At 71.8% G+C, this 20,841-nt stretch carries 18 protein-coding genes and 1 riboswitch; of the genes, 10 read left to right on the forward strand and 8 right to left on the reverse strand.

The features are described from left to right. On the reverse strand, window positions 1–272 hold a 272-nt coding region (locus VGL30_RS05215; RefSeq protein WP_331537500.1), incomplete at its 3' end, for a hypothetical protein. Window positions 273–444: 172 nt separating this feature from the next. Between VGL30_RS05215 and VGL30_RS05220 the strand changes: the two genes are divergently transcribed. Together VGL30_RS05220 and VGL30_RS05225 are read left to right on the forward strand one after the other, a co-directional pair. Then, complete coding sequence (locus VGL30_RS05220; RefSeq protein WP_331537502.1) at window positions 445–2,349, forward strand: ATP-binding protein; 1,905 nt, start codon at window positions 445–447, stop codon at window positions 2,347–2,349. 194 nt (window positions 2,350–2,543) lie between these two features. Then, a complete protein-coding gene (locus tag VGL30_RS05225; protein WP_331537504.1) occupies window positions 2,544–2,945 on the forward strand; it encodes a hypothetical protein in 402 nt (133 codons plus the stop codon). Between the two features lie 89 nt (window positions 2,946–3,034). On the opposite strand, the gene VGL30_RS05230 is transcribed toward VGL30_RS05225, so the two are convergent. The 3 genes from VGL30_RS05230 to folP are packed head-to-tail and all read right to left on the reverse strand — an operon-like array spanning window position 3,035 to window position 4,939. Next, complete coding sequence (locus VGL30_RS05230) at window positions 3,035–3,277, reverse strand: hypothetical protein (protein WP_331537506.1); 243 nt, start codon at window positions 3,275–3,277, stop codon at window positions 3,035–3,037. Next, complete coding sequence (gene thiD / locus VGL30_RS05235; protein ID WP_331537509.1) at window positions 3,274–4,104, reverse strand: bifunctional hydroxymethylpyrimidine kinase/phosphomethylpyrimidine kinase; 831 nt, start codon at window positions 4,102–4,104, stop codon at window positions 3,274–3,276. The genes VGL30_RS05230 and thiD overlap by 4 nt, the downstream gene beginning before the upstream one ends. A 13-nt stretch (window positions 4,105–4,117) precedes the next feature. Continuing rightward, window positions 4,118–4,939 (reverse strand): dihydropteroate synthase, encoded by an 822-nt coding sequence (gene folP, locus VGL30_RS05240; RefSeq protein ID WP_331537511.1) that lies wholly within the window; start codon window positions 4,937–4,939, stop codon window positions 4,118–4,120. 231 nt (window positions 4,940–5,170) lie between these two features. On the opposite strand from folP, the gene VGL30_RS05245 reads away from it, so the two are divergent. After that, window positions 5,171–5,305 carry a hypothetical protein gene (locus tag VGL30_RS05245; protein ID WP_331537513.1) on the forward strand — a complete coding sequence of 45 codons (135 nt, stop codon included), beginning with the start codon at window positions 5,171–5,173 and terminating at the stop codon, window positions 5,303–5,305. Between the two features lie 106 nt (window positions 5,306–5,411). Here VGL30_RS05245 and VGL30_RS05250 read toward each other — a convergent pair whose 3' ends face one another. Continuing rightward, window positions 5,412–6,599, reverse strand: a complete 1,188-nt coding sequence (locus VGL30_RS05250) for an OmpA family protein (RefSeq protein ID WP_331537515.1) — start codon at window positions 6,597–6,599, stop codon at window positions 5,412–5,414. 547 nt (window positions 6,600–7,146) lie between these two features. After that, entirely contained in the window at window positions 7,147–8,934 is a 1,788-nt protein-coding gene (locus tag VGL30_RS05255; RefSeq protein ID WP_331537517.1) for a cation:proton antiporter, read from the reverse strand. 130 nt (window positions 8,935–9,064) lie between these two features. Here VGL30_RS05255 and VGL30_RS05260 point away from each other — a divergent pair, with 130 nt between their 5' ends. From VGL30_RS05260 to ftsH, 5 genes are all read left to right on the forward strand, one after another. Continuing rightward, window positions 9,065–9,421, forward strand: coding sequence for a DUF2946 family protein (locus tag VGL30_RS05260; RefSeq protein WP_331537519.1), 357 nt, complete (start codon window positions 9,065–9,067; stop codon window positions 9,419–9,421). Between the two features lie 64 nt (window positions 9,422–9,485). After that, entirely contained in the window at window positions 9,486–11,756 is a 2,271-nt protein-coding gene (locus tag VGL30_RS05265; RefSeq protein WP_331537521.1) for a TonB-dependent receptor, read from the forward strand. Window positions 11,757–11,773: 17 nt separating this feature from the next. Next, on the forward strand, window positions 11,774–12,250 hold the full coding sequence (locus tag VGL30_RS05270; protein WP_331537523.1) for a copper chaperone PCu(A)C: 477 nt from the start codon (window positions 11,774–11,776) through the stop codon (window positions 12,248–12,250). Window positions 12,251–12,403: 153 nt separating this feature from the next. After that, window positions 12,404–12,640, forward strand: coding sequence for a 30S ribosomal protein S21 (rpsU, locus tag VGL30_RS05275; RefSeq protein WP_331537535.1), 237 nt, complete (start codon window positions 12,404–12,406; stop codon window positions 12,638–12,640). A 184-nt stretch (window positions 12,641–12,824) separates the two neighbouring features. Further along, window positions 12,825–14,708 (forward strand): ATP-dependent zinc metalloprotease FtsH, encoded by a 1,884-nt coding sequence (gene ftsH / locus VGL30_RS05280; protein WP_331537525.1) that lies wholly within the window; start codon window positions 12,825–12,827, stop codon window positions 14,706–14,708. A 120-nt stretch (window positions 14,709–14,828) separates the two neighbouring features. On the opposite strand, the gene VGL30_RS05285 is transcribed toward ftsH, so the two are convergent. After that, window positions 14,829–15,713 (reverse strand): EamA family transporter, encoded by an 885-nt coding sequence (locus VGL30_RS05285; RefSeq protein WP_331537527.1) that lies wholly within the window; start codon window positions 15,711–15,713, stop codon window positions 14,829–14,831. A gap of 83 nt (window positions 15,714–15,796) precedes the next feature. On the opposite strand from VGL30_RS05285, the gene putA reads away from it, so the two are divergent. Next, entirely contained in the window at window positions 15,797–18,895 is a 3,099-nt protein-coding gene (gene putA / locus VGL30_RS05290; protein ID WP_331537529.1) for a bifunctional proline dehydrogenase/L-glutamate gamma-semialdehyde dehydrogenase PutA, read from the forward strand. Window positions 18,896–18,946: 51 nt separating this feature from the next. On the opposite strand, the gene VGL30_RS05295 is transcribed toward putA, so the two are convergent. Then, complete coding sequence (locus tag VGL30_RS05295; RefSeq protein ID WP_331537531.1) at window positions 18,947–19,513, reverse strand: TMEM165/GDT1 family protein; 567 nt, start codon at window positions 19,511–19,513, stop codon at window positions 18,947–18,949. A 58-nt stretch (window positions 19,514–19,571) separates the two neighbouring features. Then, a riboswitch (yybP-ykoY riboswitch) is annotated at window positions 19,572–19,734 on the reverse strand. Window positions 19,735–20,029: 295 nt separating this feature from the next. On the opposite strand from VGL30_RS05295, the gene VGL30_RS05300 reads away from it, so the two are divergent. Then, the coding region (locus tag VGL30_RS05300; protein WP_331537533.1) for a ribonucleotide reductase N-terminal alpha domain-containing protein at window positions 20,030–20,841 on the forward strand (812 nt) is incomplete at its 3' end.

Raw genomic sequence — 20,841 nt, forward strand, 5'->3', positions numbered from 1 at the left:
TCCATCTTGGTGCGGACGCCAAGACGCAGCTTCACTTCCGCCAGTTCGTTGTGCGCGCCGACCATGGCGCTGCGGGCTTCGCCGAGCGCCTTGATGGCCTCGACGATCTTCGCGGCCGCGTCTTCGATGACGACTGACGAAACATTGACGTCTTGGCGCGCCTGAAGCAGATCGGCCATCAACTCGGCAGCTTGCGACATAGCGCCGTCAACTGCAGCTTCAGTCGCGTAGAGCTTCTTGGCGACGCGCTGAACGACAAACACCTTTTCCATAAGAACCCCTGTTTGTTAACTCAATATTTGGAAGTGTAAACCAACAGTTAAGGTTAGTCCACCCGCTTCCGGCGTGACGGGTGCGACATCTGCGCGCACAAGTTGCGTTTGTGTCCGAAAAGACGCGCCGCAAGAAGCGAAGCGTTAGGACAATTCACGTATCCGGGGATGTATGAGCGATAAAGCCCGCGCCCCTGCGGAGGTCACCTCGCCGCGCGGTCCGGCCCATCACGCGACATTCCATGCGCGCGTTGCGGGGGTGGGCCTGATCACCACCATGGTGGTGCTGATCGCGGCGTGCCTGACCTTCATGTTGCAGCAATGGGCGGTTGCGCGCGAGCAGAATCACGTCGCGAATCAGGCGCTTGCCAGGATCTCGGCGGATAGCGTCGCCCCGGCCCTGGCGCGCGGCGACGTGAACGCGGCCCAGGCCCCGCTGGACGCGCTGGCGGGGGCCCCGCGAGTCCTCTCGGCGCAGCTCAAGGATAACAGCGGCCACACCGTCGCCGACTACCGGCGCGAGGGTGTCAAAGTTGCCTCCGAACACGGCGAAGTGATCACGGCGGACGTCAGGACGGACGGCGCGCGGGTCGGCGAGCTGGTGCTCGCCACCGAGACCCCGCAGCTCAGCGCCCAGCTGCCGCAGTTCGTTGCGCTGACTTCGGCGCTGTTTTTCGGCGGCGTCGGCGTGGCCCTGTTCCTGGCCCGCGGCATGGCGCATCGGATCATCGCGCCGGTGCAGCGCCTGTCCGAGGCCATGGAGGAGGTGGCGGTCAGCGGAGGCTTCGAGCCGGTCGAGGTGAAGGCCCGCGACCAGTTGTTCCGCAGCCTCACCGACAGCTTCAACCAGTTGCTGAAGACCCTGGGCGAGCGGGACGCGGACCTGAAGCGGGCGATGGCCGAGCTGGTGGTGGCCCGCGACGTGGCCAACGCCGCCAACGTCCTGAAGACTCAGTTCCTGGCCAACATGAGCCACGAGATCCGCACGCCGCTGAACGGGGTGCTGGCCATGGCTGAGGTGATGGCCATGAGCGAGCTGGCGCCCGTGCAGCGCGAGCGGCTCGACGTGATCCGCCAGTCCGGCAACCTGCTGCTGGCGGTGCTGAACGACGTGCTCGACCTTTCCAAGATCGAGGCGGGCAAGCTCGCCCTCTTGATGGACGACTTCGACCTGGAGGCGGCGCTGGCGCCGACCGGCGCCGGCTTCGCGGTCATGGCCGAGAGCAAGGGCCTGGCGTTCAACGTCACCATCGACGACGCGGCCAAGGGCTGGTGGCGCGGCGACGCCGACCGCCTGCGCCAGATCGTCGGCAACCTGATGTCCAACGCGGTGAAGTTCACGCTGCAGGGCCAGGTGGACGCCCACTTCGACGTCAATCCGGAGAGCGGCGACCTGCGCCTGACGGTGCGCGACACCGGCGTCGGCATCCCGGCCGAGAAGCAGCCGACCCTGTTCGAGAAGTTCACCCAGGCGGACAACTCGGCCACCCGCCGCTTCGGCGGCACGGGCCTGGGCCTGGCCATCTGCCGCGAGCTGACCCAGATGATGGGCGGCGTGATCAGCGTCGACAGCCGCGAGGGCCACGGCTCCACCTTCACTGTCGAGATCCCGCTGGAGCGCGGCCAGCCTGCGGTCGACAGCACCCCCGAGGCCGCCGACACCGGCGACCAGGGCGCGCTCCGCCTGCTGGCCGCCGAGGACAACGCCACCAACCAGCAGGTGCTGGCCGCGGTGATGGGCTCGCTGGGCATCGACATCGACATCGTGGGCGACGGCCAGCAGGCCGTGGACGCCTGGCGCGGCGGCGCCTACGACCTGATCCTGATGGACATCCAGATGCCGGTCATGGACGGCATCGACGCGGCCAAGGCGATCCGCGAGGCGGAGAGGTCCGAGAGCCGCCGGCGCACCCCGATCGTGGCGCTGACCGCTAATGCGCTGAGCCACCAGGTCGAGGAATACCTGCGCGCCGGGATGGACGGCCACGTGCCCAAGCCCATCGAGATCGCCAAGCTCTACGACGCGATCAGCCGCGCCCTGAACGACGCGGCCGCCCACGCCTCCCAGGCGGCCTGAGCCCCAACCTGCGAACCTGAACAATGGGCAACGCCGGCCTCAGGCTGGCGTCATGCGGCGCGTGGTCCTCTCCCCACGTCGCCGGCGCTGGCGGCCTCAGGGCGGCAAGCGTCACCAGAACCAAACCGGACCCCAGGTGTTCTTGGCCCTCGTCAGAGGGGCCACGACCGAGGGACGCATCGAAGGATAGACCCATGAAGAAGCTTATCACCTCCGGCCTGATCGCCGCCTCCGTCCTGGCGCTGAGCGCCGGCGCCGCCTCCGCCCAGAGCTACGGCTACCGTGGCGGCGACCACAGCTACGACCGCCGCGGCGGCGAATGGATGTCGATCGACGCCCGCCAGGCCCAGCTCGAGCGCCGCATCGACCGTGGCGTCGAGACCGGCCAGCTGACCCGCCGCGAGGCCTTCCGCCTGCGCGCCGAGTTCCGCGACATCGCCCGCCTCGAGCACCGCTACCGGGCCGACGGCCTGTCGGGCCGGGAGCGCGCCGACCTTGACCGGCGTTTCGACCGCCTGTCGGCCCAGGTCCGCTCGGATCGCCGCGACAACGAGTACGGCTCCGGCTACGGCCGTCACTACGACGGCGGCCGCTAAGCGGTCAGCCTGACCTTTCCGACCCTCCCAAGCCCCCGGCTGCGGCCGGGGGCTTTTTCCCGGTCGGGCCGGCGGGAAGGCGGCGACCGCTACACCATCGGCGCGTCGTCCACGAGGGTGAGCTCGGGCCAGCGGCGCTGGGCGGACCGGGCGGTGCGGGCGAAGCCGTTGGTCCTGCGGATCGGATTGGGGCGCAGGCGCAGGGCGAACAGGTCCTCCAGGTCGTAGTCGCGGACGCCGTAGTCCGGGTCGCGGCCGGTCCGCATCACCTGCATCAGGCTGGGGGCGGCGCGCAGAATGGCCTCGAGGCGGCCGGTCAGGTCCCCGCTCATACGCCCCCTCTCAGGGGCCAGGCGTGATCGAGCGGGCCATGGCCCCGCCCGTAGCCCGGCGCGCGCAGGATGGCCTCGTGGACGTAGGCCCAGGCGCGGGCGACGGCCGCGGTCAGCGGCAGGCCCTGGGCCAGGCCCGTCGCGCAGGCCGAGGCCAGGGTGCAGCCGGTGCCGTGGGTGTGGCGGGTGGCGAGCCTGGGGCCCTCGAAGCCGGTCTCGCCGGCCGGCGTCATCAGGATGTCGACGATGGTCCCGCCCGCGATGTGGCCGCCCTTCATCAGCACGGCGGCTGCGCCGAGCCTCAGCAGGGCCTCGCCGGCGCGGCGCAGGTCGTCGGTGGTCTCCACGGCGAGGCCGGTGAGGACGGCGGCTTCCGGGGCGTTGGGGGTCAAGAGGGCGGCGCGGGGGATGAGCAGGGTGCGGACCGCGTCCACCGCCGGGTCCTCCAGCAGGGCCGCGCCGCCCTTGGCGACCATCACCGGATCGACCACCGCCGGGACGCCCGCGGCGGCGTCGAGGATGCGGGCTGCGGCCTCGACCACCGCCGCCCGGCCCAGCATGCCGGTCTTCAGCGCGTCGGCGCCGATGTCGTCCAGCACGGCGCGGGCCTGGGCCTCGACCAGGCCGGCGGGCAGGGGATGGACGGCGCTGACGCCCAGGGTGTTCTGGACGGTGATCGCGGTCAGCGCGGTGGCGGCGTAGCCGCCCAGGGCCGTGACGGTCTTGATGTCGGCCTGGATCCCGGCCCCGCCGCCGGAGTCGGAGCCGGCCAGGATCAGCACCCGGCCGGACGAAGGCGATGCGGTCGGGGCGGACGGTCTGCGCATTTTCCGGCCGCCTTCAATCATCGGTATGGAGCGTGAAATCGGCGGCGCCGGCGCCGGCGATGGCGTGCTGGACGGCCAGGGCCTGGCGGGTCTCGCGCACGTCGTGGACGCGGACGGCGGCGACGCCGGCGGCGGCGCCGGCCAGGGCCGCGGCGATGGAGCCCCCCAGGCGGTCCTCCGGGCCCGTGGAGCGGGGATCGACGGCGCCGATGAAGCTCTTGCGGCTGGCGCCCAGGAGCACGGGGAAGCCGAGCGCCGTCACCTGCGCGAGGCCCGCCAGCAGGGGCAGGTTGTGGCGGGTGCGGTGCTTGCCGAAGCCGACGCCCGGATCGAGCCAGATCCGCTCGCGGGCGACGCCGGCGGCCATCGCCAGGGCGGCGCGCTCGGCCAGGGCGGCGCAGACCTCGGCGACAACGTCGTCGTAGCGGGGGGCCTGCTGCATGGAGCGCGGCTCGCCCTGCATGTGCATCAGCACCACGTCGCAGCCGAGGCCGGCGGCGGCGGCCAGGCTGTCGGGCGCATAGGCGAGCGCGGTGACGTCGTTCCAGATGGCGGCGCCGGCGGCCACGGCGGCGCGGGCGACCTCGGGCTTCATGGTGTCGACGGAGAGAGGGACGGCGGTCTCGGCCCTCAGCGCCTCGATCAGCGGAACGACGCGGGCCTGCTCCTCGGCGGCAGGAACCGGCTCGGCGCCCGGCCGGGTGGACTCCCCGCCGATGTCGAGCATCTCGGCGCCGTCGGCGATCAGCCGCCGGGCGTGGGCGAGGGCCGCGTCCAGGGTCAGGCGCCGGCCGCCGTCGGAGAAGCTGTCCGGGGTGACGTTGACGATCCCCATGACGCGCGGCCGCGGGAGAGGAGGAGTGTGGGGTTGCATGGCGCCTCGAGAACGTCATAGCGGGCGGCGGGGCCGCTGGCACGTCCTTCCGCCGGGGCCGCGAGGCCTTCGTCCGCTACGTCTCCGACGTCCTGAGGGGGCGACCACGGTGCACCACGGGCACACGCCGGAACTGGAGACCCTGACGCCGGCCACCGCGCGGGGCGTCTGGGCGATGGAGGACGGGGTGGAGTGGCCGGCGACGCCGCCCGGCGGGCCGCGCAGACTGCACGGCTGGGGCATTACGAGGAGACCTACAGGAAGTCCGAAGCGGGCTGGCGCATCGCCACGCTCACGCTGACGCGGCTGCGGGTGGTGACCGGCTGAGAAAGGGCCCGGCCGCGGGTTCGCCGGCGCTGCAAACGAAAGGAGCCCGGCCTTTGCGGCCGGGCTCCCAACTCTTCGGCCGAAGCCGTCGTTACTCAGGTCGAGATCAGAAGTTGATGTCGATCGTCGAACGGCGGTTCAGCGGTTCCTTCACGCCGTCGGGGGTCGGGGTGGCGAGTTCGGTTTCGCCCTTCCAATCCACCTGCAGCGCGGTCTGGGCGACGCCCAGGCCCACCAGCGCGTCGGCCACGGCCTTGGCGCGGCGTTCCGACAGCCGGATATTGTACTTGGCCGAGCCGGAGGTGTCGGTGTGGCCCACCACCACGACGCGGGTGGCGTGGCCGCCGTTGGCGTAGTTGGCGGCTTCCTGCACCACCGACTGGGCTTCCGGCGTCAGCACGTACTGATCGAACGGGAAGTAGACGATGAACTGCTTGGCCTCGTAGGCCGGCGGCGGCGGAGCCGGGGGCTCAGGCGGCGGCGGGGGGGGAGGCGGCGGCGGGGGCGGCGGGGGCGGCGGCGGGGGCGGCGAGGCGAACGAATAGCGCAGGCCCAGCGTCACCGACTGGTCGCGGTACTTGCCCGAGAACACGCCCGGCTGCAGGGCGTTGGTGCCCACCGAGGCGAAGTCCGCCTTGGAGCCGCCGAGGTAGCGGTAGGTCAGGTCGACGTTCAGCTTGTCGGTCGCCTTCCAGGCGAGGCCGGCGATGCCCTGGTAGGCCAGCACCGTGTCGTCGTCGTCGATCGTCAGGTTCTGGATCGCCGGGTTGGCCGCGGTGATCGGGCCGGTGACGGTCGAGAACTGGCCGACCGACCGCAGCGAGATGTGGTTCACGCCCACGCCGGCGCCGATGAACGGGTTGATCATCGAGTCGGGCATGAAGTCGTAGAGGACGTTGCCCATCACCGTCCAGGATTCCATCTTGCCGTTCGGCGAACCGCAGGCCGGCGCCGCCGCGCTGCGGACCACGGCGGGGGTGCAGAGGCCGACGATGGCGTTGGCCGGGCCGCCGCGGACGCTGTCCAGGTCGCCCGGCCGATAGCCGCCTTCCAGTTCGACGCGCCAGTTCGGGTTGAGCTGATAGCCCAGACGCACGAAGCCGGTCCAATCGTCCTTTTGGTTGAACTCCCAGCGATAGGGGGAGCCGTTGGCGGCGTTGCTCGAAGAGTCCGCCTTGAGGCTTTCTGGAGTGTGGTAGCCGATGTCGACAGCGCCGTACCAGCCTTGAGCGGAAGCGCCGGAAGCGGCGAATACCGCAGCCAAGGCGGCTCCCGCCAGGAGTTTGAACTTCATATTAGAGCCCTCTCTTGTGCCCTCAGTGCTGTGGTCGGGTGACCCAGCATCGATATAGCAAGGTTGCATCCACGGAAGAGTGTCGCCGAAGCCACACTTCACTGCGCAATTTCGCCAACCAGACGAACTTCCTCAGGAAGCTATACAATAATTCCCCTATCGGGCAACGCAGGCTTGCGCCCGGCCGAGGTCGAGCACGCCTGACCGCGTTCGACAGGAATGATCCTGCATAGACCGGCAAGTCGGCAGGTTGCAATTCAGCCTGCGAAACCTTCGATCTGGTTAAGAGCGGGGAAGACGCGGCCGTGGCGGTCAGTCCGCAGGCGCCGGTCGGATGAATTCCCGAGCCACGCGCCAGCATCCAGCAACCCCTACGCCCACGACGGTTCCAGCCCCGCCGAGGCCCTCAACGCGTCCATGTGGAGCCGGTTCCGCACGCGGAGCAAAATTCCGTCGCACCGGGTGAAGGGCCGTCATTTCGGGTGCGCGTGTTGTTTGGGAACCACAGGAAAAGGCGCGCACGGCCGGGGCGCGGAAAGGCGTCAGCTCAGGTTGAACCGTCACCGCTCACCTTGCGGAAGCGGCGCAGGCGGCCGCCCATGGCTTCGGGGCGATTGAGGGATTTGCGGAACGCGTCGCGGCGCTCGTGGATCGAGGCGATCACCAGGCCCATGGGGACGCCGATCTCCACCAGCAGGGCCTCGGAAAGCTGCAGGCTGGCCTCGACGGTCTCCGGCACGGCGTCGGTGGCGCCCAGCTCGTAGAGGCGTTCGGCGTGGCGCGCGTCGCGGGCGCGGGCGACGATGGTCAGGTCGGGACGCGCCTCGCGGGCCACGGCGACGACGGTCTCCACCCCCAGGCTGTCGTCCATGGTCACCACCAGGGCGATGGCCTCGTCCAGGCCGCAGCGTCGGAGGAACTCCGGGCGCACGGCGTCGCCGAAGTAGACCGCCTCGCCGGCATGGCGGCCCTGCTCCACCAGCCTGGGGTCACGCTCGGCGGCCACCCAGGCGATGTCGTGGCGGCGCAGCATCTCGCCCACCAGCCGGCCCACCCGGCCATAGCCCACGATCAGCACCTTGGGCCCGGCGGCCCCGGCCTGCGGCTCGGCCGGCAGCTCGGAGGGGGCGATCCTGCGCCCGCCGAGCCGCAGGCCGACGGCGGCCAGCAGCGGGATGCACATCATCGACAGCGTCGAGGCCACCAGCACCATCTGGCCCACCTGCGGGCCGACCACGCCGGCGCCCATGGCCGAGGAAAGGATGACGAAGGCGAACTCGCCGCCGCCGGCCAGCAGCAGGGCCGCCTCCGCCGCGCTGCGCCACGGCAGGCCGAAGAGCCGGCCCAGGCCGAACACCACGCTGGCGTTGAGGGCGAGGAGGCCCAGGGCCGCGCCGACGGACCTCAGCGGCTGGGCGGCCAGGACCGACAGGTCGAGGTTGATGCCCACCGACAGGAAGAACAGGCCGAGCAGCAGGCCCTTGAAGGGCTCGATGGTCACCTCGACCTCGTGGCGGAACTCGGTCTCGGCCAGCAGCAGGCCGGCGATGAAGGCGCCGATGGCCATGGAGAGGCCGGTGAGCGCCGCGACCAGCCCGGAGCCCACCACCACCAGCAGGCAGGCGGCCATGAACATCTCCTCGCTCTTGGCCTTGGCCACCGAGCGCAGCATCGGGCGCAGCAGCAGCCGGCCGAACGCCAGGATGATCAGCACCCCGACCGCGGCGGGGGCGAAGGCCAGCAGCAGCTTGGGCGAGAAGCCGTCCGCCCCCCGGCCGCCGACCACGGCCAGGGTGATCAGGATCGGCGCCACGGCCAGGTCCTGGAACAACAGGACGGAGAAGGTGGTGCGCCCGGCCAGCGAATGCTGGCGCTTGTGCTCGGTGAGGATCGGCATGACCACCGCGGTGGAGGAGAGCGCCAGCGCCGCGCCGACCGCCGCCGCCGCGGTGGGGCCCAGGCCCAGCGCCAGGGACGCCGCGGCGATGGCCGTCGTGCACAGCGTCACCTGCAGGGCGCCCATGCCGAAGACGTAGCGGCGCAGCAGGCGCAGGCGCTCCCACGACAGCTCCAGGCCGATCATGAACAGCAGGAAGACCACGCCGAACTCGCCGAGCTGGCCCAGTTCCTCGGGGTTGTCGATGGTGAAGTAGCCGAGCCAGGGGAAGCGGTCGGTGGCCGCGCCCAGGCCGTGCGGGCCCAGCAGCACGCCCGCGCCGAGGAAGCCGAGGATCGGGCTCACCTGCCACCGCCGGAACAGCGGCACCACCACGCCGGCGGTGGCCAGGAACAGGACGATGTCCTTGTAGCTGCTGGGCGAGAGGTGAGGGTCCATCGGGTCTCCGGATTGCGGTCGCGCGACTATGGCAGCACGATCCGGCTTGCGAAACGCCACGGTCCCGGTCATGAGCGGGCGTATGCGGAAGGGTCGGCGAATGGGCGGACGGAGCCGGGCTTGGGCGCCTGTGGCCGTCGTGCTGGCCGTGTTCGCGCTCGCGGTCCAGGCCCTGGCGCCCGCCGCGGCCCTGGCGGCGCAGGCCCGTGGCGGGGACGCCGGCCTGGTGATCTGCACCGGAAACGGGGTGGAGACCGTGGCGGTCCCAGGCGGCGCTCCGGCGCCGCACAAGGGCTTCGCCGGCCTGCCCTGCCAGGACTGTCTGTCGGTGACCCAGGCGGCGGTCGCCGCGCCGATCCTCGCCGTGACGCCCGCCGTCCAATCGACGGACCGCATCGTCCGTCCGCCGTCCGCCCGCACGGGCTTCAGGCTCGCCCGCGCGCCGCCGCGGCCGCCGGGGCAGGGGCCGCCCTCCCGCATCGCCTGACAGCCGCCGCCCGCGCCGGCGCGATCCGGCGCGCCCGAACGTTTGCGATCCGGATGATTTTCCCATGCCAATTCCCACGCGGGCCTGCTCAGGCCTGCTCGCCGCGTGCGCCGCCGGCCTGGCCGCGCCGGCCCATGCCGGGACCTTCGAGGGCGCCGTCTCCGGCGTCACCGTCACCGCCGGGGCGACGGACGCCGAGGCGCCGCTCTCCCGCTCGGGGACCAGCGCCGCCGACATCGCCCGCAGCGTCAACGCGCTGACCGTCGAGGACGCGCTGAAGCTGCTGCCGAACATCTTCGTGCGCCGGCGCCACATCGGCGACACCCAGGCGCCGATCACCAACCGCACCTCCGGCGTGGGGGCCAGCGCCCGCTCGCTGATCTACGCCGACGGGGTGCTGCTCTCGGCCCTGATCGGCAACAACAACTCCACCGCCTCGCCGCGCTGGGGAATGGTGGCGCCCGAGGAGATCGAGCGGATCGACGTGCTCTACGGGCCGTTCTCCGCGGCCTATGCCGGCAACTCCATCGGGGCGGTGGTCAACATCACGACGAAGACGCCGGACCGGTTCACCATGAGCGCCCGGGCGGCGGTCGCCAGCCAGGCCTTCGACCAGTACGGCGTGCACGACGGCTACGGCGCCGCGACGGCGGCGCTGGGGCTGGGGGACCGATGGGGACCGCTGGCCTGGCGGCTCAGCTACAACCATCTGGCCAGCGAGGGCCAGCCGCTGGGCTATGCGACGGCGCCGAGGCCGGCGGCGGCGAGCGGGGCGGGAACGGCGGTCGCCGGCGCCTACGACGACCGCAACCGGACGGGGGCTGCGATCGTGGTGCTGGGCGCCACCGGGCTGGAGCGCCAGGACCAGGACAACGCCAAGCTCAAGCTGGTATGGCGGGCGACGCCGGCGCTCAGCGTCTCCTACCTGGCCGGCTATTTCGGCAACGACACGCGGGCCCGCGCGCAGACTTTCCTGCGCGACGCCGCCGGCCAGCCGGTCTACGCCGGGAACCTGAACATCGGCGGGCGGGCCTATGCCGTGGCGGCGAGCGCTTTCTCGTCGGGAGTCTACCGGCAGACGCAGCGGCACTGGATGCAGGCGGCCGGCGCCGAATGGCGCGTCGGGCCGGACTGGACGGTCACCGCCGGGGCCAGTCTCTATGACTACGCCCACGACGTGCAGCGCAGCCCGACCGGGGCGCTGCCCGCGGCGCAGGCCGGCGGGGCGGGGGCGGTCGTCGACATGGGCGGCACGGGCTGGCGGACCCTCGACCTGGGGGCGGGCGGGCGGCTGGGGTCGCACCGGCTGCGGCTGGGCGCGCACCAGGACCGCTATGATCTCTCCGGCGACCGCTATGCGACGGTCGACTGGCGGACGGGACCGCGGGGGGCGCTGACGGCGGCCTCGCACGGCAGGACCGGGACCTCGGCGCTGTGGGCGGAGGACACGGCCGCCCTGTCTCCGGACCTCGACCTGACGCTGGGCGCGCGCTGGGAGCACTGGCGGGCGTCGGGCGGGCTCAACTATTCGCTGAGCCCGCCGCTTTCCGTGCGCCAGCCGGCGCGGCAGGCGTCGCGGGTGTCGCCCAAGGCCGGTCTGACCTGGCGGCCGGAGGCGGCCTGGACGTTGCAGGCGCGGGCGGGTGTCGCCTACCGGTTTCCGACGGTGAGCGAGCTGTACCAGGCGGTGACCATCGGGCAGACCCTCTCCGCGCCCGATCCGGCGCTGCGGCCCGAGCGGGCGGTCTCGACGGAGCTTTCGGCGCAGCGGGCGTTCGCGAAAGGCAGCCTGCGGGCCTCGCTGTTCACGGAGGACCTGACCGACGCCCTGGTCTCCCAGACGGCGACGGGCTCGTCGATCTCCACCGCCTTCGTGCAGAACGTCGACAAGGTACGCACCTACGGACTGGAGATCGTCGGCGAGGCGCGCGACGCGGGGATCGAGGGGCTGGACCTGTCGGGCTCGGCCACCTGGGTGCACGGGTGCGTCCGGCGCGACGACGCCTTTCCCGCCGCGGTGGGCAAGCGCCTGCCGCAGGTTCCGGAATGGCGGGCGACGGCGGTGGCCAGCTGGCGGGCCAGCGACCGGCTGACCCTGACGGCGGCGGCGCGGTACGGCTCGCGGTCGTGGGCGACGCTCGACAACACCGACGTGGTGACCCACACCTACCAGGGCTTCGATCCCTACCTAGTGGCGGACCTTCGCGCGGTGTGGCGCTTCGACGCCGCCTGGAGCGCGGCCGTGGGCGTCGATAACCTGGGGGCGCGGGACTACTTCATGTTCCACCCCTTCCCGCAGCGCTCGGTGACGGCCGAGCTCAAGTATCTCTATTGAATCGGCAGGACCCTCCCATGCGCCTTGTGATGATCGTCGCGACCGCCGCCGCCCTCGCCCTTCCAGCCGCCGCCGCGTCGTTCCGCCAGGTCGGGCTGGAGGTGCTGCAGCCCTGGAGCCGCCCGGCGGCGGCGGGGACCAACGGGATCGGCTACATGACCCTGGTCAACCACGGCGCCGGGGCCGACGCCCTGGTGGCGGTGGAGAGCCCCCTCGCGGCTGCGGTCGAGATCCATCGTTCGTCGATGGCGGGCGGGGTGATGTCCATGTCGCGCGAGGCCCGCGTGCCCTTGCCGCCGGGGGGCCAGGCCAGCTTCGCCGCCGGGAGCCGGCACCTGATGTTCCTGCGGCTGAAGGCCCCCCTGAAGCCGGGCGACAGGCTGCCGGCGACGCTGGTGTTCGCTTCGGGCGCGCGGCTGAAGGCGGACTTCCAGGTGGGGACGGCGGCGCCGGCGGCTGAAGGCGGTATGGACCACATGCAGATGGGCCATTAGGTTCGCCGCGCGACGTGGACATCGGCTGCGTCCTCTGCTATCTCGCGCCCCCTGAACCCGAAGGCGTTCCCTTTCGGGCAAGAAGGTTTTGTTCGCTCCGCCCTACCGCTGAGAACGGGGGTCGAGCGTGAGCGGCAGGCAGGAGAGAGAGCCCTGGTCCAGATTTTCGTGCGTGACAACAACGTCGACCAAGCCCTCAAGGCGCTGAAGAAGAAGATGCAGCGCGAAGGCTCGTTCCGCGAGATGAAGCGCCACGTCCACTACGAGAAGCCCTCCGAGAAGCGCGCCCGCCAGAAGGCCGAGGCCGTGCGCCGGGCCCGCAAGCTGGCCCGCAAGCGCGCCCAGCGCGAGGGCCTGATCCCCATGCCGAAGAAGCCCCCCGGCCGTTGAGACGGGGGCGCCTGCGGGGGGCGCTCGAATTGAGATCTGAAGGGCCGTGCGGCGACCGCGCGGCCTTTTGCGTTGTGGCCAAGGCGCGATGTTCCGTCGCGTTGGCGCCCCGCTTGCTGGTGAAAGCCGGCCGGGCGCCCTATCTCTTGGGCTGCGACATTTCCGAGGCGGACGTCCAACGACCATGAACCTGCGCAATCTCGTCATCTGGGGCGTCATCGTCGTCGTCCTGATCGGCCTCTACAGCATGATGACGGGCGGCACGCGTGCAGCCGGGATCACGCCGGTCAGCTATTCGCAGCTGCTGCAGAAGGTGGGCGCGGGCGAGGTGAAGTCGGCGGTGATCCGCGGGTCGAGCGTGGAGGTCCACGACAACGCCAGCAAGACCTTCACCGCGGTCACGCCCCTGAACCAGGACGACCTGGTCAAGCGGCTGGAGGCCACCGGCGCCGACATCGAGGTCAAGGCCGCCGGCGGCGTCACGGTCATGGGCGTGATCCTGCAGAGCCTGCCGATCCTGCTGCTGATCGGGGTATGGATCTTCTTCATGCGCCAGATGCAGGGCGGGGCGCGCGGCGCCATGGGCTTCGGCAAGTCCAAGGCCCGGCTGCTGACCGAGGACAAGAACCGCGTCACCTTCGACGACGTGGCCGGCGTGGACGAGGCCAAGGAAGAGCTGTCCGAGATCGTCGACTTCCTGAAGGACCCGCAGAAGTTCCAGCGCCTGGGCGGCAAGATCCCCAAGGGCGCCCTGCTGATCGGCCCGCCCGGCACCGGCAAGACGCTGCTGGCCCGCGCCATCGCCGGCGAGGCGGGGGTGCCCTTCTTCACCATCTCCGGCTCCGACTTCGTGGAGATGTTCGTGGGCGTGGGCGCCAGCCGCGTGCGCGACATGTTCGAGCAGGCCAAGAAGAACGCCCCCTGCATCATCTTCATCGACGAGATCGACGCCGTGGGCCGTCACCGCGGGGCGGGCCTGGGCGGCGGCAACGACGAGCGCGAGCAGACCCTGAACCAGCTGCTGGTGGAGATGGACGGCTTCGAGGCCAACGAGGGGATCATCCTGATCGCCGCCACCAACCGGCCCGACGTGCTGGACCCGGCGCTGCTGCGCCCCGGCCGCTTCGACCGCCAGGTGGTGGTGCCCAACCCCGACGTGAACGGGCGCGAGCGCATCCTGCGCGTGCACATGAAGAACGTGCCGCTGGCCGCCGACGTGGACGTCAAGGTGGTGGCGCGCGGCACCCCCGGCTTCTCCGGCGCGGACCTGGCCAACCTCGTGAACGAGGCGGCGCTGATGGCCGCGCGCAAGAACCGCCGCATGGTGATGATGCGCGACTTCGAGGAGGCCAAGGACAAGGTCATGATGGGCGCCGAGCGCAAGTCCATGGCCATGAGCGAGGAAGAGAAGCGCAACACCGCCTACCACGAGGGCGGCCACGCCCTGGTGGCGCTCACCGTCCCGGCCTCCGACCCGGTGCACAAGGCCACCATCATCCCCCGCGGCCGCGCGCTGGGCATGGTCATGCAGCTGCCCGAGGGCGACCGCTATTCCATGAACTACCAGCAGATGACCTCCAGGCTGACGATCATGATGGCCGGCCGGGTGGCCGAGGAGCTGATCTTCGGCAAGGACAAGGTGACCTCCGGCGCCTCCAGCGACATCCAGGCGGCCACCAGCCTGGCCCGCAACATGGTCACCCGCTGGGGCTATTCCGACGCGCTCGGCCTGGTCTCCTACGGTGACAACCAGGAAGAGGTGTTCCTGGGCCACTCGGTGTCACGCACCCAGAACGTCTCGGAAGCCACCGCCAACGTCATCGACGAAGAGGTCAAGAAGCTGGTGCAGACCGGCTACGACGAGGCCAAGCGCATCCTCACCGAGAAGATCGAAGACCTGCACACCCTGGCCAAGGCGCTGCTCGAGTACGAAAGCCTCAGCGGCGACGAGATCGTCAACGCCCTGAAGGGCGTCAAGCCCAACCGCGAGGAGGCCGAGCCCAAGCGGCCGGCGGGTCCGGCGGTGGCCGTGCCGATCTCGCCGCGGCCGGGCGCGGAGCCGGCGTAGAGCGGGTTGAAATTGGGTTGATCCTCCTCCGCTCATCCCGACGAAGGCCGGGCTGTGGATTCAGCTTGAGCCTCTCATGGGTTTCACCTGGGCCCCGGCCCTCGCCGGCGTCACGGCGGGCTAGCGGCGGGCGCCGAGCGCCGAGCCGGCGGCGGCCATGATCACGGCGGCCACGCCCACGAGCTGGGGCGCGGTCAGGGCTTCGTGCAGGATGACGAAGCCGGAGAGCGCCCCGAAGGCGGGCTCCAGGCTCATGAACACCCCGAAGGTGCGGGCCGGCATGCGCGGCAGGGCGTAGAGCTCCAGCGCGGTGGGCAGCGCCGTGGACACCGCCGCCACCAGCAGCACCAGCGGCAGCAGGGCGGGCGACAGCAGCGCGGCCCCGGCGTGGGCCACGCCGGCGGGCAGGACGACGACGGCGGCGATCCCGGTCGCCAGCGCCGCGGCGGAGGCGCCGAAGGCGGCGCTGGCCCGGCGGCCGAATACGATATAGCCCGCCCAGCTGGCCGCCGCCGCCAGCGCCCAGCCGACGCCCGCGGGATCGAGGCGCACGTGGGCGGCGCGCGAGCCGAGCAGCGCCCACACACCGGCCAGGGCCAGCAGCGCCCACAGGAAGTCGGCGGGCCGGCGCGACCCCGCCACGGCGACGCTCAGGGGCCCCAGGAACTGCAGCGCGATGACGATCCCCAGCGGCAGCCGCGCGATCGCCATGTAGGAAAACAGGATCAGGCCGGCCATGCCGAGGCCGAGGCCCGCCAGCGCGACCCAGGGCGTGCGCCGGGGCCAGGCGCGCCAGGGCCGGAACAGGACCGCCAGCATCACGGCGGCGGCTGTCAGGCGCAGCGCCGCGGCGCCCTGCGGCCCCACCGCCGGGAACAGGCCCTTCACCAGGGCGGCGCCGGCCTGGAAGGCGGCCATGGCCACCAGCACCGCGGCGATGGGCAGGGCGAGGCTTGCCGCCGCCTTGGGCGCGGGCCCGGCCGCCTCGCGGTTTTCGACGGTCATGGCGCCAGCGATCTGCAGTCGGACCGGCGCCGTCAAGCTCGGGCCGGCTTGCGGCGGCGCCGGGAGGTTCCCATTCTCCGCAGATGTCGTCCTGGGACGATCTCGATCGGGGCAAGTTCGCGGACGAGCGTTCCGCCGTGGCCGCGATGCTGGCCGCCCCGCCGCTGTCGCCGGCCGACCGCGAGGACGTGCGCCGGGAGGCCGAGGCGCTGGTGGGGCTGGCGCGGCGCGGGTCGCGCAGGCAGGGCGTCGTCGAGAGCTTCCTGCAGGAGTTCAGCCTGTCGACCCGCGAGGGCTTGGCGCTGATGTGCCTGGCCGAGGCGCTGCTGCGCACCCCCGACGAGGCGACGCGGGACCGGCTGATCGCCGAGAAGATCGCCTCCGCCGACTGGGCGAGCCACGTCGGCCGCTCCGACAGCCTGCTGGTCAACGCCTCCACCTGGAGCCTGATGCTCACGGGCCGGCTGGTCGAGCCGGACGAGGAGGCGCGGCGTGACCTGCCGGGGTTCATCCGCAGGCTCGCCGGGCGCATGAGCGAGCCGGTGGTTCGCCAGGCGGTGGCCGCGGCGGTCAGGATCATGGGCGAGCAGTTCGTGCTGGGCCGCACCATCGGCCAGGCGCTGCAGCGGGCGCAGGCCGAGGGCTTCGTCTGCTCCTTCGACATGCTGGGCGAGGGCGCGCGCACGGCCGCCGACGCCGACGCCTACGAGGCGGCCTACGCCGAGGCGTTGCGGGCGGTGGCGGCGCAAGGCGCCGGCCTGGGGCCGGAACAGGGGCACGGGGTTTCGGTGAAGCTCTCGGCCCTGTCGCCCCGCTACGAGGCGCGGCAGGAGGCCCGGGTCTGGGCGGAACTCTATCCGCGGCTGAAGCGGCTGGCGGCGCTGGGCGCGGCGGCCGACGTCAACCTGACCCTGGACGCCGAGGAGGCCGACCGCCTGGCGCTGTCGCTGAAGCTGCTGGACCGGCTGGCGCGGGAGCCGGAGCTTGGGGCGTGGCGCGGCCTGGGCCTGGCGGTGCAGGCCTACCAGTCGCGGGGGCCGCGGGTCGTGGCGGCGGTGGCGCAGCTGGCGCGCGACAGCGGCCGGCGGCTGATGGTGCGGCTGGTGAAGGGCGCCTACTGGGATTCCGAGATCAAGCGGGCGCAGGTGGCCGGCATGCCGGGCTATCCGGTGTTCACCACCAAGGCGGCCACCGACGTCTGCTACCTGGCCTGCGCCCGGGCGCTGCTCGCCGCCGCCCCCGCGCTCTATCCGCAGTTCGCCACCCACAACGCCCACACGCTGGCCGCGGTGCGGCTGATGGCGCGGCAGGCGGGGGTGACGGCCGAGCACCAGCGGCTGCATGGCATGGGCGAGGCGCTCTATGCGGGCGCGCGCCGGCGCTATGGGGCGTTCCCCCTCAGGGTCTATGCCCCGGTGGGCGGGCACGAGGCGCTGCTGCCCTACCTGGTGCGCAGGCTGCTGGAGAACGGGGCCAACACCTCCTTCGTCCATGCCCTGTCGGATCCGCGCACGCCGGTGGCGGCGGTGGTCGCCGATCCGATCTCGGCGGTGGAGGCGGCGGGCGGCGGGCCGCATCCGCGCATTCCCCTGCCGGCGGACCTCTATGGGCCGTCGCGGAAGAACTCCCGCGGCGTGGACCTGTCGGACGCCGCGGAGCGCGCGCGGCTGGTGCAGGCGGTGGCGGCGCTGGACGGCGAGGACGTGCGCGGCGGGCCGATCGTCTCGGGGCGTTCGGTCGAGGACGGGCCGGGGGAGGCGCGGACCTCGCCGGTGGACCGGGCGCGGATCGTGGGCCGGGCGTGGGGCGCCTCGGAGGCCGAGGTGGACGCGGCGTTCCGGGCGGCGCACCGGGCGCAGCCGGCGTGGGACGCGGCGGGCGGCGCGGGGCGCGCGCCGGTGCTGCGGGCCATGGCCGAGGCGCTGGAGACCGGCCGCGACCGGCTGGTGGCGCTCTGCGTGCGGGAGGCCGGCAAGACCTTCGCCGACGGGGTGGCGGAGGTGCGCGAGGCGGCGGATTTCTGCCGCTATTACGCCCACCTGGCGGAGCGGCGGTTCGGGCCGGCGGAGGTGCTGAGGGGGCCGGTGGGCGAGGCCAATTCCCTGTCGCTGCACGGCCGGGGCGTGATCGCCGCGATCAGCCCCTGGAATTTCCCGCTGGCGATCTTCACCGGCCAGGTCGCCGCGGCGCTGGCGGCCGGCAACGCCGTGGTGGCCAAGCCCGCCGAGCAGACCCCGCTGGTCGCGGCGGCGGCGGTGCGCCTGTTCCACCGGGCGGGGCTGGCGGCGGATCTGCTGCACCTGGTCCCGGGAGACGGCGGGACCATCGGCCAGGCGGTGACCCGCCATCCGCTGTGCGCCGGCGCGGCGTTCACCGGCGGGACGGAGACGGCCTGGTCGATCAACCGGACGCTGGCGGCGCGGGAGGGGCCGATCGTCCCCTTCGTGGCCGAGACCGGCGGGCTGAACGCCATGTTCGTCGACACCACGGCCCTGCGCGAGCAGGTGATCGACGACGTGATCGCCTCGGCCTTCGGCTCGGCGGGCCAGCGGTGCTCGGCGCTCAGGATGCTGTTCCTGCCGCACGAGACGGCGGACCTGGTGATCGCGGGGCTGGCGGGCGCGATGCAGGCCCTGGCGCTGGGCGATCCGGCGGACCCGGTCACGGACGTGGGGCCGGTGATCGACGAGGAGGCGCTGGCGGCGCTGGCGGCGCACCTCCAGCGGCTGGGCCGCGAGGCGAAGGTGATCTGGCAGGGGCCGGCGCCCGAGGGCGGCTGGTTCTTCGCCCCAGTGCTGGCGGAAATCCCGGACGCCGGGTTCCTGCAGAAGGAGGTGTTCGGACCGATCCTGCACGTGGTGCGCTACGACCCCGGAAAGCTGCAGCAGGCGGCCGCGCCGCTGCGGGCGGCGGGTTATGGCCTGACGCTGGGGGTGCACAGTCGGCTGGACACCTTCGCCGAGGCGGTGCGCGCCGCGGTCCCGGCGGGCAACGCCTACGTCAACCGCTCGATGATCGGGGCGGTGGTGGGCGTGCAGCCGTTCGGCGGCGAGGGCCTGTCCGGTACGGGCCCCAAGGCCGGCGGGCCCAACGCGCTGACCCGCTTCGCGGTGGAACGGGCGGTTAGCGTCAACATCGCCGCCCAGGGCGGCGATCCGAGCCTGCTGAATTTGGAGCGGTAAGCGTTTTCCTCCCCCGTCCGCTTCGGGACGGGGGAGGAAAAAGGCCGCCAACTACCCCGTCACCAGAATCCACACCCCGATCGCCGCGAAGCTGGCGGCGGCGAGCAGGCGGATGAGCTTGAGGGGGAGGCGGCCGGCGGTGGCTTCGCCCAGGAACACCACCGGGGTGTTGGCCAGCATCATGCCCAGCGTGGTGCCGGCGGCCACCATCCACACCTCGTGGAAGCGGGCGGCCAGGGCGACCGTCGCCACCTGGGTCTTGTCGCCCATCTCGACGAAGAAGAAGGCCACCAGGGTGGTGAGAAAGATCGAGCCGCCGCGGTCCCTGGGGTTGTCCTTGTCCTCGAACTTGTCGGGGATCAGCGCCCAGGCGGCGAAGACCAGGAAGGCCGCGCCCAGTCCCCAGCGCATCCAGGGGCCCTGCAGGACCGCGCCGGCGGCGACGCCCGCGGCGGCGGCCAGCAGGTGGTTGGCGACGGTGGCGACCAGGATCCCCGCCAGGATCGGCGCCGGCTTGCGGAACCGCGCGGCCAGCAGCAGGGCCAGGAGCTGGGTCTTGTCGCCGATCTCGGCGATGGCCACGAGGCCGGTGGAGACGAGGAACGGTTGCAGCGTCATTCGAAACGTCCTGGCGGGGTCGAGGCATGACCATGGCGTCCCGCGCCGCCGACCCCGCAGGAAGCCGACACGCGGAATGCCAAAGGTCTCGCCAAGCTCTCGCCGGACGCGCCATGCCCCGCAACCGGATCGGTCGCCCGAATCAGTCCGCGGCAAGTGTGTTGACGCGCCCCCCGCTGAACGTGCGGGCGGCTACTCCCCAGTGACCCGTGCGACTTAGGGGGTGGACGGAGCGGTGGCAAGGGGCGCCCTCGGGAGCCAATTTGTCACAGGTATTTGACGGCCGCGGCCAAAGCGAAAAACCCAGCGCAGACAAGGGGCGGGCCCATGCGTTAACCTTTTGTTGAGAAAAAACCCACCGGCGTCCCGACCCGGCCTCATTGACGAGTCATTAGGGAGGTGTCCCCATATATAGGCCTTGAGGGGCCGCGTGCCCCTAGATGTAGCGGTACTGGGTGCGTTGGAGTGAATCGGGCGGGGGGCCTGAAGCTCCGGAAATTAGCTGGGTTTTAGGTCATGAGCGCAGGCGAAGCAGCACAACGGTCGGTCTCCGAGACGGCGGCGCAGGCGGCTGCGTCGAGGCCGGAGCGACCGCAGCTGCAGCTGGTCCGCAAGGTGGAGGTGGACCGCAGCCGGGACGCGCTGCTGACCGACTTCGGCAAGACCACCCTGGAGGACCGCTACCTCCTGGCCGGCGAGAGCTACCAGGACATGTTCGCCCGGGTGGCCACGGCCTTCGCCGACGACGCCGACCACGCCCAGCGGATCTACGACTACACCTCCAAGCTCTGGTTCATGCCCTCGACGCCGGTGCTGTCGAACGGCGGGGCCGGCCGGGGCCTGCCGATCTCGTGCTTCCTGAACGCGGTGCCCGATTCGCTGGAAGGCATCACCGGGGTCTGGAACGAGAACGTGGCGCTGGCTTCCAACGGCGGCGGCATCGGCACCTACTGGGGCGGCGTGCGCTCCATCGGCGAGAAGGTGAAGGGCGCCGGCCAGACCAGCGGCATCATCCCCTTCATCCGGGTGATGGACAGTCTCACCCTGGCCATCAGCCAGGGGTCGCTGCGCCGCGGCTCGGCGGCCGTCTACCTCGACGTCTGCCACCCGGAGATCGAGGAGTTCCTGGAGATCCGCAAGCCCTCCGGCGACTTCAACCGCAAGTCGCTGAACCTGCACCACGGCATCTCGATCACCGACGCCTTCATGGAAGCGGTGCGCGACGGCGCCATGTTCGGCCTGCGGAGCCCCAAGAACGACGAGGTGGTCCGCGAGGTGGACGCCCGCTCGCTCTGGCAGAAGATCCTCGAGATCCGCCTGCAGACCGG

Origin of the sequence: Phenylobacterium sp. (assembly GCF_036502675.1) — a bacterium.
Lineage (GTDB): Bacteria > Pseudomonadota > Alphaproteobacteria > Caulobacterales > Caulobacteraceae > Phenylobacterium.

What these genes read in the sequence shown, in the direction of transcription:
- thiD (WP_331537509.1), bottom strand. Translation starts at nt 4,104, where the DNA reads ATGCGCAGACCGTCCGCCCCGACCGCATCGCCTTCGTCCGGCCGGGTG.
- VGL30_RS05285 (WP_331537527.1), bottom strand. Translation starts at nt 15,713, where the DNA reads ATGACCGTCGAAAACCGCGAGGCGGCCGGGCCCGCGCCCAAGGCGGCG.
- VGL30_RS05230 (WP_331537506.1), bottom strand. Translation starts at nt 3,277, where the DNA reads ATGAGCGGGGACCTGACCGGCCGCCTCGAGGCCATTCTGCGCGCCGCC.
- ftsH (WP_331537525.1), top strand. Translation starts at nt 12,825, where the DNA reads ATGAACCTGCGCAATCTCGTCATCTGGGGCGTCATCGTCGTCGTCCTG.
- putA (WP_331537529.1), top strand. Translation starts at nt 15,797, where the DNA reads ATGTCGTCCTGGGACGATCTCGATCGGGGCAAGTTCGCGGACGAGCGT.
- VGL30_RS05265 (WP_331537521.1), top strand. Translation starts at nt 9,486, where the DNA reads ATGCCAATTCCCACGCGGGCCTGCTCAGGCCTGCTCGCCGCGTGCGCC.
- VGL30_RS05225 (WP_331537504.1), top strand. Translation starts at nt 2,544, where the DNA reads ATGAAGAAGCTTATCACCTCCGGCCTGATCGCCGCCTCCGTCCTGGCG.
- folP (WP_331537511.1), bottom strand. Translation starts at nt 4,939, where the DNA reads ATGGGGATCGTCAACGTCACCCCGGACAGCTTCTCCGACGGCGGCCGG.
- VGL30_RS05270 (WP_331537523.1), top strand. Translation starts at nt 11,774, where the DNA reads ATGCGCCTTGTGATGATCGTCGCGACCGCCGCCGCCCTCGCCCTTCCA.
- VGL30_RS05295 (WP_331537531.1), bottom strand. Translation starts at nt 19,513, where the DNA reads ATGACGCTGCAACCGTTCCTCGTCTCCACCGGCCTCGTGGCCATCGCC.
- VGL30_RS05220 (WP_331537502.1), top strand. Translation starts at nt 445, where the DNA reads ATGAGCGATAAAGCCCGCGCCCCTGCGGAGGTCACCTCGCCGCGCGGT.
- VGL30_RS05250 (WP_331537515.1), bottom strand. Translation starts at nt 6,599, where the DNA reads ATGAAGTTCAAACTCCTGGCGGGAGCCGCCTTGGCTGCGGTATTCGCC.
- VGL30_RS05255 (WP_331537517.1), bottom strand. Translation starts at nt 8,934, where the DNA reads ATGGACCCTCACCTCTCGCCCAGCAGCTACAAGGACATCGTCCTGTTC.